We start from the raw sequence: 13,910 nt of genomic DNA, 5'->3' as shown, positions 1-13,910 counted from the left end.
CCCCCTGTCTCCCACGTCAGATTCCACGGTATTGAGATGACTCAGACGCAAACCTCCTCCGGCTCCGAAGCCCCCCTCTTCAGCATCATCGTTCCCACGTACAAGGTGCAGGCGTTCCTGCGGGACTGCCTGGACTCGGTCCTCGAACAGTCCTTCCAGGACTACGAGCTCCTCGTCGTCAACGACTGCTCGCCGGACGGTTGCGGTGCGATCATCGACGACTACGCCAAGGCCGACCCGCGGGTCGTACCGATGCACCTGGAGCAGAACGTCGGCCTCGGCCGGGCCCGCAACGCCGGCATGGCCCGCGCCAAGGGCACGTACCTGCTCTTCCTCGACAGCGACGACACGATGCTGCCCGGCTCGCTCCAGGCCATCGCCCGCCGCATCGCCGAGACCGGTGACCCGGACCTCGTCGTCTTCGACTACTCCCGCACCCACTGGGACGGCCGCGTCACGCCGAACGCCCGCGCCGACGTGCTGGCCGAGGCCGCGAAGCACGGCACCTTCGCGCTGAAGGACCAGCCGGAGCTGCTCAACCTGCTCCAGGTCGCGTGGAACAAGGCGTACCGCCGGGACTTCATCGAGCAGTGGGGCTTCGAGTACCCGTCGGGCTACTACGAGGACACCCCCTGGACCTACCCGGTCATGATCGCCGCGGAGACCATCTCCGTCCTCGACCGCGTCTGCGTCTACTACCGCCAGCGGCGCCAGGGCAGCATCCTGCACAGCACCAGCCGCAAGCACTTCGACGTGTTCGACCAGTACGAGCTGGTCTTCAAGTTCCTCGCCGACAACCCGCAGTTCGACGAGTACCGGGGCGCCCTGTACGACCGGATGATCAACCACTTCCGCGTCGTCGACGTCTCCCCCGGCCGCCTCCCGGACGACGCGCGCGACGAGTTCCGGCAGCGCTGGGCCGAGGTCGACGCCCGGCTCCGACCGCAGGGCCACGTCGCGCCGAAACAGAAGGCCCAGCGGCTCAAGGGCCGGCAGTTGTCGACGGCCCGCAAGGCGGTCCGCGCCCTGCGGAACAAGAAGTCCGTGCCGGCCAAGCTGAAGAAGAAGCTGCGCAAGCGGCTGCTCCAGGGTTACTACCGCACCCAGCGGATGCTCCCGATCCAGCAGGACGTCGCCGTGTTCGCGGCGTACTGGAACGGCTCGTACTCCTGCAACCCGGCGGCCATCCACGAGAAGATGAAGGAACTGGCCCCCGGCATGAAGGCGGTGTGGGTCCTCAAGAACGAGGCCACCAGCCGTCCGCCGAAGGGCGTCCCGACCGTCCACCCCGGCTCGCTCGGGTTCTGGAAGGCCATGGCGCGCGGCAAGTACTTCGTCAACAACGTCAACTTCCCGCCGTCCATCGTCAAGCGCCCCGGTCAGGTCCACCTCCAGACCCACCACGGCACCCCGCTCAAGCGCATGGGCGTCGACCTGGCGGAGTACCCGGTCGGCCGCCGCGGCATGAACCTGGTCCGGCTGATGGACCGGGTGGACCGCTGGGACTACAGCCTCACGTCCAACAGCTTCTCCACCGCCGCCTGGGACCGCGCCTACCCGTCGTACTACGAGCCGCTGGAGTACGGCTACCCGCGCAACGACCAGCTCGTGAACGCGACGGCGGCGGACGTGGCCGCGGCGCGCAAGAAGCTCGGCGTGGCCGAGGTCACCAAGGTGATCCTCTACACGCCGACGCACCGCGACTACCACGACGCGCCCAGGCAGATGCTGGACCTGGAGAGGTTCGCCGAGACCCTCGGCTCCGGCTTCACCGTCATGGTGCGCGCGCACTACTTCTACGACCAGAGCCTGCTGGCCTCCGGTTCGAGCGGCAGCGCGCGGCTCGTCGACGTCAGCTCGCACCCCTCGGTCGAGGAGCTGTACCTGGCCGCGGACTGCCTGCTCACGGACTACTCGTCGGTGATGTTCGACTACGCCAACCTCGACCGTCCGGTCGTCATCTACGCGAACGACTGGGAGGTGTACCGCACCACCCGCGGCACCTACTTCGACATCACCGTCGACTCCCCCGGTCTGACCGTGCAGACCGAGGAGGAGCTGACCGAGGTCTTCACCTCCGGCCGCTGGAACGGCGCCGAATCGGATGCCAACCGGGCCGCCTTCCGCCGGACCTTCTGCGAGTTCGACGACGGCCGGGCCGCGGAGCGCGTGGTCCGCAAGGTGTTCCTCGGCCAGGACGAGGTGCCGCCGGTGCTGCCGCTCGACCAGCGGCCCGTGCCGCCGCGCCCGGGGCAGCAGCCGCTGTCCGAGGTGGCACGGCCGCGCGACCGAGAGACCGTCTCCACCGACTAGCCTCTCCTCGAACGAGCCGAAACGTCCGTCTTCGACCAGCCCAGCGGAGCCGAGTTGAAACTCCCGCGCAACGCCATTCTCAGCAAGCAGTGGAATCGAATCCCTGAGAAACGCAGACTGCCCCTCGCGGTCTACGCGACGACCCAGATCCTCTTCCTGCTGTGGTGGGCGGCGTTCTTCCCAGGAGCGCTGAGCTACGACTCGATCACCTACATCTGGCACGTCACCACCGGGCCGTGGGAGTCCAACCACTCGGTGGTCTACGACTCCCTGGTGTGGCTGACCCTCAACCTCACCGGTGACCTGTGGCTGCTGACGCTGGCACAGATCATCGCGATGTCGGCGGTGCTCGCCTACTGCTCCGGCACCCTGCGCGAGTGGGGCGTCCGGCAGCGGTGGGCGGCCATCGCCGCGTCGGTGCCGGCACTGGCTCCGCCGACGGCCGTCTTCGTCATCTTCGTGTGGAAGGACGTGCCGTACGTCATCGGCGCGATCCTCGCCTTCGGCGCGGCGGGCCGGCTCGCGGCCCGGCGGGCCGCCGGGCGGCAGGCCGTCCGTGACCGGTACTTCTACCGCACGGTCGGGCTGCTCTTCCTGGGCTTCCTGATGCTGGCGGTGTTCCGCAACAACGGCCTGCTCGTCGCCGTCGTCGCCGCGCCGATCCTGCTGATCGCGCTGCCGTCGATGCGGCGCTGGGTGCTCGCGGCGACGGCCGTGCCGGTCGCCGTCATGGTGATGCTGTCCACCGTGATCTACCCGGCGTCCGGCATCAAGACCCCGCCGAAGGACGCGGTGTACGCCTTCTTCTACGCGGACATCGCCGTCGCCTACGGTCAGCACCCCGGCTACTTCACCAAGGAGGACACGGCGCTGATGGCCTCCATCGCGCCGCTGTCCCACTGGAAGGGCCGCGCGGCCAACTGCTACAACGCCGACTGGGCGATGGAATCGCCGCCGATGAACCGGCCGCTCGCGGCCAAGCGCAACGACGAGCTCATGGCGCTGTGGAAGCGGGTCCTGAACCGGACCCCGGACCTGGTCATCGGCGCGCGGGTGTGCCGGGCGCACATCGCCTGGGCGATCTTCCCCGGCCCCAAGGAGCTGCGGGCGAACACGCTGCTGAGCGACCCGAAGACGTCGAAGACGCTGTTCACGTACCTCAACAACAACAAGGACATCCAGCAGAGCCCGTACCGCCCGAAGCTGAAGATCCGCCCGCTGTCGGAGCCGCTGCACAGTCTCGCGGACTTCTCGTGGCGCGCTTCCAAGGTGCCGCAGATGCAGTGGCTGTTCTTCCGCGGGGCGATCTGGTGCTACCTCACGTACCTGATCGTGCTGCTGTTCCGCCGCCGCACCAAGCTCAAGGGCACGCTGGCGCTGCTTTCGGTCACGCTCGGCCTCCAGCTGACGGTCCTCGCGGCGAACCCGGCCCCGCTGTGGCGCTACATGATCGGCCCGATCTTCATCGGCATCCTGATGCTCCCGCTGTGGCGCGCCAAGCCCCGCTTCGACGCGGCGGACGCCTCCGGGACCCTGGAGGCCAAGAAGTCCAAGCAGCCCAAGGACGCCAAGGACTCCGGTCAGCAGGACCCTGACCCGGAGCCCGAACCGGCCCAGGTCGCCTGACGCACGACAAAGGGCCTGTGCTCCCCTCGCGAGGGGAGCACAGGCCCTTTGTCGTGCGCCCGCGGATCGCTCCGGACGGCTGCGCCGGACTCCGTCCGACGGTCCCGGCGACCGCCGTGCGGTGCTAGAACGCCTCGAACTCGTCGAACTCGCGCTGCGCGTCGTCCTTCTCCGCCTGGCGCTCCTTACGGCGCTGCGTGGCCGGGCGGGGCGCGTCGAAGCGGTGGTCCTCGCCTCGGCGGCCGAGCATTTCGGCGCCGGCCATCATGGTGGGCTCCCAGTCGAAGACGACGGAGTTCTCGTCGGAGCCGATCGCGACGCCGTCGCCGGCGCGGGCGCCGGCCTTCATGAGTTCGTCCTCGACGCCGAGGCGGTTGAGGCGGTCGGCGAGGTAGCCGACGGCCTCGTCGTTGTTGAAGTCGGTCTGGCGGACCCAGCGCTCGGGCTTCTCGCCGCGCACGCGGTAGACGTCCTCGTGCTCGTCGTAGGTGACGCTGAAGCCGGCGTCGTCGACCGCCTTCGGGCGGATGACGACACGGGTCGCCTCCTCCTTCGGCTTCGAGGCGCGCGCCTGCGCGACGATCTCGGCGAGGGCGAAGGAGAGCTCCTTCAGGCCCGTGCGGGCGACCGCGGAGACCTCGAAGACTCGGTAGCCGCGCTCCTCCAGGTCCGGGCGGATCATGTCCGCGAGGTCCTGGCCGTCCGGGATGTCGATCTTGTTGAGGACGACGATGCGCGGACGGTCGTCGAGGCCGCCGTACTGCTTCAGCTCCTCCTCGATGACGTCGAGGTCGGTGACCGGGTCGCGCTCGGACTCCAGCGTCGCCGTGTCCAGGACGTGCACGAGCACCGAGCAGCGCTCGACGTGGCGCAGGAACTCCAGGCCCAGGCCGCGGCCCTGGCTGGCGCCCGGGATGAGGCCGGGGACGTCGGCGATGGTGTAGACGGTCGAGCCGGCCGTGACCACGCCGAGGTTCGGGACGAGCGTCGTGAAGGGGTAGTCCGCGATCTTCGGCTTGGCCGCCGAGAGGACGGAGATCAGCGAGGACTTGCCGGCGCTCGGGTAGCCGACGAGCGCCACGTCGGCGACGGTCTTGAGCTCCAGGACGATGTCCTGGAGGTCGCCGGGCTCGCCGAGCAGCGCGAAGCCGGGCGCCTTGCGCCGCGCCGAGGACAGCGCCGCGTTGCCGAGGCCGCCGCGGCCGCCCTGCGCGGCGACGTACGTGGTGCCCTGGCCGACCAGGTCCGCGAGCACGTTGCCCCGCTTGTCGAGGACGACGGTGCCGTCGGGGACGGTGAGGACCAGGTCCTGGCCGTCCTTGCCGGCCCGGTTCCCGCCCTCGCCGGGCTTGCCGTTGGTCGCCTTGCGGTGCGGCGAGTGGTGGTACTCGAGGAGCGTCGTGACGGACTGGTCGACGACCAGCATCACGTCACCGCCACGGCCGCCGTTGCCGCCGTCGGGGCCGCCGAGCGGCTTGAACTTCTCCCGGTGAACGGAGGCGCAGCCGTGGCCTCCGTTACCCGCGGCGACGTGCAGCTCGACGCGGTCCACGAAGGTGGTCATGGTTGTGCCTCCAGAAAGCTATGTGTCGGAATGTCTATCTAGTAACACGCGAAAGGCGGACCCGCTTCCCGACCGGGAAGTGAGGTCCGCCTCCGCAAAGTTTCCGATCAGGCGACCGGAACGATGTTCACGACCTTGCGGCCGTGGTGGGTGCCGAACTGCACCGCACCGGCCTGCAGGGCGAACAGCGTGTCGTCGCCGCCACGGCCGACGCCCGCGCCCGGGTGGAAGTGGGTGCCGCGCTGGCGGACCAGGATCTCACCCGCGTTGACGACCTGACCGCCGAAGCGCTTCACGCCGAGCCGCTGGGCGTTGGAGTCGCGACCGTTCCGGGTGGACGATGCGCCCTTCTTGTGTGCCATTGCTCAGTCCCTCTTTACTTCGCGGCCGTCGGGATGGACGTGACCTTGATCGCCGTGTACTGCTGACGGTGACCCTGGCGACGGCGGTAGCCGGTCTTGTTCTTGTAGCGCAGGATGTCGATCTTGGCGCCCTTGGTGTGGTCCACGACCTCGGCCTGGACCTTGATGCCCGCCAGGACCCACGGGTCGCTGGTCACGGCGTCGCCGTCGACAACGAGCAGGGTCGAGAGCTCGACCGTGTCGCCAGCCTTGGCGGTGGAAATCTTGTCAACCTCAACGATGTCGCCGACAGCAACCTTGTGCTGGCGACCACCGCTGCGCACGATGGCGTACACGCGGATCTCTCTCTCACTCGGTAATCGGGGCCTCTGACGCCAGCCGCCCACGCGCGGGCCGATGGCCCGCTGCGATCCGGAATCGGACGAGCGGCCTCTCCCGGCGAGCCGGGAGGGAGGTGCTCAGAGGATGCGGCATGTCAGTCGACACGCCGACGGTCTAGGTTACGGGCGGCTCCCGTAGGGGGTCAAATCCCGGCGGTCGCGTCCGTCTCGGCCACGAAGCCCTTCAGCCAGGCACGGAAGTCCGGGCCCAGGTCCTCGCGCTCGCAGGCCAGGCGCACGATGGCGCGCAGGTAGTCGCCGCGGTCACCGGTGTCGTAGCGGCGGCCCTTGAAGACGACGCCGTGCACCGGGCCGCCGAGTTCCGCGTCGACCGCCATCTTCTGCAGGGCGTCGGTGAGCTGGATCTCGCCGCCGCGGCCCGGCTCGGTCCCGCGCAGCACGTCGAAGACGGCCGGGTCGAGGACGTAACGGCCGATGATCGCGAGGTTGCTGGGCGCCTCGGCGGTGTCCGGCTTCTCGACGAGACCGGTGATGCGGACGACGTCGGCGTCACCGGTCGGGTCGACGGCGGCGCAGCCGTACAGGTGGATCTGCGACGGGTCGACCTCCATCAGCGCGACGACGCTGCCGCCGTGCTCGCCGAGGACCTCCAGCATGCGGGCGAGCAGCGGGTCGCGCGGGTCGATCAGGTCGTCGCCGAGCAGGACCGCGAAGGGCTCGTCGCCGACGTGCGGGGCGGCGCACAGCACGGCGTGGCCGAGGCCCCGCGGGTCGCCCTGGCGCACGTAGTGCATGGTGGCGAGCTCGCTGGACTCCTGGACCCTCGCGAGGCGCTCGTCGTCACCCTTGCGGGTGAGCGCCTCCTCCAGCTCGTAGTTGCGGTCGAAGTGGTCCTCGAGCGGACGCTTGTTACGGCCGGTGATCATCAGGACGTCGGAAAGCCCTGCCGAGACCGCCTCCTCCACGACGTACTGGATGGCCGGCTTGTCGACGACCGGCAGCATCTCCTTCGGCGTCGCCTTCGTGGCGGGAAGGAAGCGCGTTCCGAGACCGGCGGCGGGGATGACGGCCTTGCGTACGCGGGGAGCGGGGGTGTTGTTCATCCGGTGGGTTTCCTGGTTCCGATCGGGGGCAATGCCGTGTGGACCGTCCTCCGGGGGGAGGGACGGTCCACACGGTTCGCGGCATGGACTCGATCGAGTCAGTCCTGCGCGGGGGCGGCGGTCTTCTCGGCTGCCTTCTTCACGGCCTTCTTCGCGGTCGTGGTCTTCTTCGCCGCGGTCTTCTTGGCCGCCGTCTTCTTGGTGGCGGCCTTCTTCGCGGTGGCCTTCTTGGCGGTCTTGCGGACCGCCTTCTTGGCCGGGGCGGCCTCCTCGGCGACCGGCTCGGCCGCCTCCGCGACCGGCTCGACGGCCTCGGCGGGAGCCGTCGAAGGCACGACGACCACAGCGGCCTCCTCGGCACCGGACGGCGAACCGGCCGGGGCGGTGACCTTGCGGACCACCCGGCGGCGCGCCCGCGGCGGGGCGGCCACGGGGGCCTCCTCCACGACCGGCTCCACGACCGGCTCGGCGACCGGCTCTGCAGCGGCCGGGGCCTCCACCGCAGCCTCCTCGGTCACGACGGCCGGCTCGGCGACCTGCCCGGCGACGGCCTCGGGGGCCGGGGCCGAGACCTTGCGGGTGGCGCGACGGCGGGTACGAGGCGCCGGGGCGGCCTCCTCGACGACGGGCGCGGCGGCCGGCTCGGGCGCGGCGACGGGCTCCTCGGCCTTCGGCTCCGGGACGACGACCTCGTAGGTCTCCGTCTCGGTGACGACCGGCGAGGACACCGGCGCCGAGACCCGGCGGGTCGCCCGGCGACGGCCACGGCCGCGCGTGGCGGCCGCCTCGGCCTCCGCGGCGCTGCCGTACAGCTCCTCGTCCGCGCCGATCGGCTCGGGCAGCGCCACCGGGGCGGCCAGCTCGGCCGCGACCTCGGCCGCGGTCTCGACGTGCTCGGCCTCGGCCGGGGCCTCGACCTCGTGCGCGGCCTCGTGGACGTGCTCGTGCTCGCCGCCGCGGCCGCGCTTCTTCGAGCGCTTGCCGCCGCCACCGCCGCCGTGCGCGGCCGGCTGCTCCATGTGGACGATCACACCGCGGCCGTTGCAGTGGACACAGGTCTCCGAGAAGGACTCCAGGAGGCCCTGGCCGACCCGCTTGCGGGTCATCTGCACCAGGCCGAGCGAGGTGACCTCGGCCACCTGGTGCTTGGTCCGGTCCCGGCCCAGGCACTCCAGGAGGCGCCGGAGCACCAGGTCGCGGTTGGACTCCAGGACCATGTCGATGAAGTCGATGACGACGATGCCGCCGAGGTCGCGCAGCCGCAGCTGGCGGACGATCTCCTCGGCCGCCTCCAGGTTGTTGCGGGTGACGGTCTCCTCGAGGTTGCCGCCCTGACCGGTGAACTTGCCGGTGTTGACGTCGATGACGACCATCGCCTCGGTCTTGTCGATCACCAGCGAACCGCCGGACGGCAGCCAGACCTTGCGGTCCAGGGCCTTCATCAGCTGCTCGTCGATCCGGTACGTGGCGAAGACGTCGACCTCGCTCGTCCACTTCGACAGGCGGTCGGCCAGGTCGGGCGCGACGTGCGAGACGTACCCGTGGATGGTCTCCCACGCGTCGTCGCCGCTGACGATGACCTTGGAGAAGTCCTCGTTGAAGATGTCGCGGACGACCCGGACGGTCATGTCCGGCTCGCCGTAGAGCAGGCTCGGCGCGGACGTCGAGATCTGCGCGGCCTTCTTCTGGATGTCGGCCCACTGCGCCTGCAGCCGCTCGACGTCACGGCGCAGCTCGTCCTCGCTCGCGCCCTCGGCGGCGGTGCGCACGATGACGCCCGCGTCCTCGGGGACGATCTTCTTGAGGATGGTCTTCAGACGGGCGCGCTCGGTGTCCGGGAGCTTGCGGCTGATGCCGGTCATCGAGCCCTCGGGCACGTACACCAGGTAGCGGCCGGGCAGCGAGACCTGGCTGGTCAGGCGGGCGCCCTTGTGGCCGATCGGGTCCTTGGTGACCTGCACCAGGACCGACTGGCCGGACTTCAGGGCGGCCTCGATGCGGCGCGGGCCGTTGCCCATGCCGAGCGCCTCGAAGTTGACCTCGCCGGCGTACAGGACGGCGTTGCGGCCCTTGCCGATGTCGACGAAGGCGGCCTCCATCGACGGCAGCACGTTCTGGACCTTGCCCAGGTACACGTTGCCGACGTACGAGGTGGCCTGCTCCTTGTTGACGTAGTGCTCGACGAGCACGTTGTCCTCGAGGACGCCGATCTGCGTGCGCTCACCGTTCTGGCGGACGACCATCACGCGCTCGACGGCCTCACGGCGGGCCAGGAACTCGGCCTCGGTGATGATCGGCACGCGGCGGCGGCCCTGCTCACGGCCCTCGCGGCGGCGCTGCTTCTTGGCCTCCAGGCGGGTCGAGCCCTTGATGGACTGGACCTCGTCGGACGGCTCGGCCTTCTCGCGGGCCGGACGCGGCTCACGGACCTTGACGACCGTGCGGACGCCGTCCTCCTCGGTCGCCTCGGCCTCGGCACCGCCCTCGCCGGTGCGGCGGCGACGGCGACGGCGACGGCGGGAGCTGCTGGAGCCGAACGCGGCGGCCTCGGCCTCCTCCTCGGCCTCCTCGTCCTCGGCGTGGAGCTCCTCGGCGGCCTCCTCGGCCTCCTCCGGCTCCTCGCCCTCCTCGGCCTCCGCCTCGGCGAGCTCGCCACGGCGACGGCGACGGCCGCCACGGCGGCGACGGCGGGACGGGCGCTCCTCGTACCCCTCGGTCTCGTCGGCCTCGGCCTCGACCTCGGTCTCCGCCTCGGGGGTGGACTCGACCTCCGGCTCCTCGGCGACGGTGGCCGGCACCGGCTCGACGGCGACGGGCTCGCCGCGGCGACGCCGGCGGCGGCGCGAGCCGCTCTCGGCGCGCTCGGCGGTCTCGACCGCCGGGGCGGCCGTCTCGGCCTGCTCCTCGACCTCCTCGATCTCCTCGATCTGCTCCTCGAGCTCCTGCTCGGCGGCCTCGCGGGCCACGGCGGCGGCCGCGGTCTCCGGGGTCTGGAACATCGGCTCGGCGAAGACCGGGGCCTGGAAGACGGCGACGGCCGGGCGGGCGGCACGGCGGGTGCGCGGCGCCTCGGGCTCGGCCTCGGCGGGGGTGAACTGCGGCGAGGTGGCGCGACGGCGGGTACGGCCGCGGGTGGCGGCCTGCTCGGCGGCGGCGACCTCGACGGCGTGCGAGGCGATCTCCTCGACGGTGTCCGCGGGCAGCGCCTCGCCGGACGTATCGGCGGCGATCTCCGCGGCGGCGTCCTGGCTCACGGCCGGGGCCTGCTCGGGCGCGGTGGCCTTACGGGTGGCACGGCGGCGCGTCCGCGGAGCCGGAGCGGCCTCCTCGACGACGGGCGGGACCTCTTCGGCAACCGGGGCCGCGGCCTCGGCGACGACCGGCTCCGGGGCCGGAGCGGCAACGGCGCGGGTCGCGCGACGGCGGGTACGCGGAGCCGGAGCGGCCTCCTCGACGACCTCGGCAGCCGGGGCCTCGGCCTCGGCGACGACCGGCTCCGGGGCCGGAGCGGCAGCGGCGCGGGTCGCGCGACGGCGGGTACGGGGGGCCGGAGCGGCCTCCTCGGCCACGGGCGCGACCTCTTCGGCGGCCGGAGCCTCGGCCTCGGCCTGGACCGGAGCGGGCGCGGTGGCCTTACGGGTGGCTCGGCGGCGGGTACGCGGGGCCGGAGCGGCCTCCTCGACGACCTCGGCGGCCGGGGCCGGAGCGGTCTCGACGACCTCGGAGGTCTCGGCGGCGGCCTCGGCCGTCACCGGCGGACCGGCCGGCCGGGAAGCGGCGCGGCGACGACGTCGCGGCGGCAGCTTGTCACCGGGTGCGTTGTTCTCGTGTTCTTCGTGCTGTTCGAGCATGCGGGCGGTTCTCCCGTCACGCCCCCGGGCGCCGCGTCCGGTTCCGGTCCGGCGGCACGTACGCGCGTCGAGCGCGGTGCCGCCGTCCGGGGCGCGGGCGCCGCACGGGAGCTGTATGTCTGGCTCGCCGGTTCCGTACGCCTTGTGCGGACGGCCTGGCGAAAGTCTCCTGGTCAGTGCGCTGCCCGACCCAGGTGGCTCCCGAGTACCAGGGCTGCGCTACGACGACCGCTCCCTACGCGGTACCGGCACCCGGCGCCGTCGCTGAGGCGGTCGCGGCGGCCGTGGATGAAGCGGCCGTGACTGCCTCGCGGTCGGGCGCGAGCGGGTCGGTCACCGTGCCGGACTCCTCGTCGAAGAGCCCCTGCGCCAGCCTGGTCACCGCAGCGGGGACCGGCGGCGCCAGGTCGGCCACAGCTCGGAGACCGGACAGGACGTCGTCGGGTCGCACGGCAGGTGTCACGTGCCGAACAACCAGCCGCAGTATCGCACAGGCGCTGTCCACCGGCCTATCACCCCGGGGATCGCCCTGGGCGGGGGCCGCGGCCAGCTCCACGACGGCACCGCGGGTGTCGAAGGTACGGATTCCGTTCTTCGTCTTGCGCTGTACTTCCACGGTCTCGGCCGCGAGAAACGCCTCGACGGCCTTGTTCGCGTCGTCGACGCTCACGCCGTCGAGCCGCAGCTCCCACACGGAGGCGGTGAGCCGGTCGGCGAGACCGGAGGTCCGGGCCTCGACGGCGTCGACGATGTCGAGGCCGGTCGGCATGGACTCGTCGAGCAGGGCCCGCAGGGTCTCCGGGTCGCGCTGCTCGGTGAGGGCGATCTCCAGGTACTCGGCCTCGGAGCCGGTGCCCGTCGGTGCGGCGTTCGCGTACGACACCTTGGGGTGGGGGGTGAAGCCGGCCGAGTACGCCATGGGCACCTCGGCACGGCGCAGCGCACGCTCGAAGGCGCGCTGGAAGTCACGGTGGCTGGTGAACCGGAGGCGGCCGCGCTTGGTGTAGCGCAGTCGGATGCGCTGCACCGCAGGTGCGGGCGGCGGGCCTTCGGGCTGTCGCTTGCCCAGTGGTTCTTCTCCTCGGTGCGGGGCGGGCGCGGGGACGCGCCGCCCTCGAAATGCGGTGTGTCCCGGGGGTCCCGCCCGGCTCACCCCCGCTCGTGCGGGGAGATCTCGGGTGCGGGCGCCGCGCCGGGGACGTTCGTTGTACTACCCAGAGTACGCGCCCGGGCCACCTCCGGTTCCCCGACCAGGGCCCGCCAGGCGTCACGGCGGGCCTGCCGGACCGTGTCCCGGGCGGACGCGAAGGCGGCCCGCGCGGACTTCCGGGCCTCGGCGGCGGCCCGGCGCGCCGGACCCCACACGGCGTCCCGCACCCAGTGCCCGACGGGAGTGCACACCTCGCGGTACGCCCAGACCAGCGGCCGCCGCACCAGATTCCGCCCGAGCCAGCCGATGGGCCGCACGACCAGATTCCGAGCCGCCCAGGCCACGGGCCGCACGACCAGGTTCCGAGCCGCCCAGACCAGACCCCGAACCACCCAGGCGACCGGCCGCACGACCAGGTTCCGAGCCGCCCAGACCAGACCCCGAACCACCCAGGCGACCGGCCGCACGACCAGGTTCCGGGCCAGCCAGGCGAGGCCGCGGCCGACCGCGCGGGAGACGAAGCCGGCGGCGCGCCAGCAGATCGCGAGGGCGTCGCGGACCTCCCGGGCGAGGGGGACCAGGACGCGCCGCCAGATCCAGCGGACGGGGACGACGACGCCGTACGTCACGAACGGGACGAGCAGATGGCGCCAGGGCCAGACGAAGAGAAGGGTGCCGAGCCCGACGGCGACGAGCACGAGGCCACGGCCGAGCCGGGTGAAGGCCCGTCCGAGCCCGCGGCCGAGCCCGGTGAACGCCCAGGCGAGCCCGCGCAGGACGTGCCCGGCCGCCCACGCGATGCCCCGGCCGATCCCCGTGAACGCCCAGGCCAGGGCCCGCCCCGAACGGGTGAGCAGCCGGCCGGTCGCACCTGCGACCGGGGCCAGGACCCAGCGGTGGAGCCAGGCGACCGGGGCGACCACCCCGTACCGCCAGAGGGCACCGCCGGCCGGGGCGAGCAGTTGCCGCCAGAGCCACCGGGCCGGGGCGGCGACCCCGTGACGGGCGACCGGCACGATCACGTACCGCCAGACCACGACGAAGGGCCAGGCCAGCGCCCTGCCCAGCCACGGGCCCGCCACCGCGAGCCCCCGCCCGATGCCGGTGACCACCCAAGCCAGCCCACGAACGATCCCGGCACACGCCCGGCCGAGCCCCCGCCCGGCCGTGGTGAACGCCCAGCCGAGCCCGCGCCCGAGGCCGCCGAATGCCCAGGCGAGGCCCCACCACACCCCGCCGAAGGCCCACATGCCCCCGCGCCGAATCGCCACCGCGATCCGGGCGACGCCCCGGCCCACCCGGGCCAGGGCGCGCCCCACCGGGCGGAACGCCCATGCCAGGACCCGCGTCGTCCCGTCCACCAGCCGTTCCAGACCGTCGCCGATCGCGCCGCCCAGCCACGCCAGGCCCCGCCCGACCGGGCGGACGACGGTGCGTTCGAGAAGGTGGCCGGCGGCCTTGAGGGCGTCCCAAGTCAGACGGACCGGGAGGACGAGGAGCAGCACGACGACGCGGACCGGGATGCGGATCAGCGCATGCGGGGCGGGCGCCGGAGGCGGTGCCGAGGTTTGCGTGCTCATGTCCGACAGGACGCCGACGG

General features: G+C 72.1%; 9 protein-coding genes. 2 read left to right on the top strand and 7 right to left on the bottom strand.

Translation table 11 applies throughout. The annotated features are described in order from the left end of the window. Positions 1-36 precede the first annotated feature (36 nt). On the top strand, positions 37-2,313 hold the full coding sequence (locus tag ACWEJX_RS16015; protein ID WP_451608051.1) for a bifunctional glycosyltransferase/CDP-glycerol:glycerophosphate glycerophosphotransferase: 2,277 nt from the start codon (positions 37-39) through the stop codon (positions 2,311-2,313). A 54-nt stretch (positions 2,314-2,367) separates the two neighbouring features. Beyond that, a complete protein-coding gene (locus ACWEJX_RS16010) occupies positions 2,368-3,939 on the top strand; it encodes a hypothetical protein (RefSeq protein ID WP_451608050.1) in 1,572 nt (523 codons plus the stop codon). Between the two features lie 124 nt (positions 3,940-4,063). Here the strand turns inward: ACWEJX_RS16010 and obgE are convergent, their stop codons facing one another. The 7 genes from obgE to ACWEJX_RS15975 all read right to left on the bottom strand — a co-directional run bounded on the left by obgE (position 4,064) and on the right by ACWEJX_RS15975 (position 13,890). Further along, positions 4,064-5,503 (bottom strand): GTPase ObgE, encoded by a 1,440-nt coding sequence (gene obgE / locus ACWEJX_RS16005; protein WP_451608049.1) that lies wholly within the window; start codon positions 5,501-5,503, stop codon positions 4,064-4,066. Between the two features lie 107 nt (positions 5,504-5,610). Further along, positions 5,611-5,865, bottom strand: coding sequence for a 50S ribosomal protein L27 (gene rpmA, locus ACWEJX_RS16000; RefSeq protein WP_403792942.1), 255 nt, complete (start codon positions 5,863-5,865; stop codon positions 5,611-5,613). A gap of 14 nt (positions 5,866-5,879) precedes the next feature. Further along, on the bottom strand, positions 5,880-6,200 hold the full coding sequence (gene rplU, locus ACWEJX_RS15995) for a 50S ribosomal protein L21 (protein ID WP_265862363.1): 321 nt from the start codon (positions 6,198-6,200) through the stop codon (positions 5,880-5,882). Between the two features lie 188 nt (positions 6,201-6,388). Then, complete coding sequence (gene galU / locus ACWEJX_RS15990; RefSeq protein WP_451608048.1) at positions 6,389-7,309, bottom strand: UTP--glucose-1-phosphate uridylyltransferase GalU; 921 nt, start codon at positions 7,307-7,309, stop codon at positions 6,389-6,391. A gap of 98 nt (positions 7,310-7,407) precedes the next feature. Continuing rightward, positions 7,408-11,160 carry an Rne/Rng family ribonuclease gene (locus ACWEJX_RS15985; protein WP_451608047.1) on the bottom strand — a complete coding sequence of 1,251 codons (3,753 nt, stop codon included), beginning with the start codon at positions 11,158-11,160 and terminating at the stop codon, positions 7,408-7,410. 235 nt (positions 11,161-11,395) lie between these two features. Further along, on the bottom strand, positions 11,396-12,187 hold the full coding sequence (locus tag ACWEJX_RS15980) for a TIGR03936 family radical SAM-associated protein (RefSeq protein ID WP_451608046.1): 792 nt from the start codon (positions 12,185-12,187) through the stop codon (positions 11,396-11,398). A gap of 122 nt (positions 12,188-12,309) precedes the next feature. Beyond that, positions 12,310-13,890, bottom strand: a complete 1,581-nt coding sequence (locus ACWEJX_RS15975; RefSeq protein ID WP_451608045.1) for a hypothetical protein — start codon at positions 13,888-13,890, stop codon at positions 12,310-12,312. Between the last annotated feature and the right edge of the window lie 20 nt (positions 13,891-13,910).

This window comes from Streptomyces sp. NPDC004788, assembly GCF_053601115.1.
This window is presented reverse-complemented; position numbering and strand designations above follow the sequence as displayed.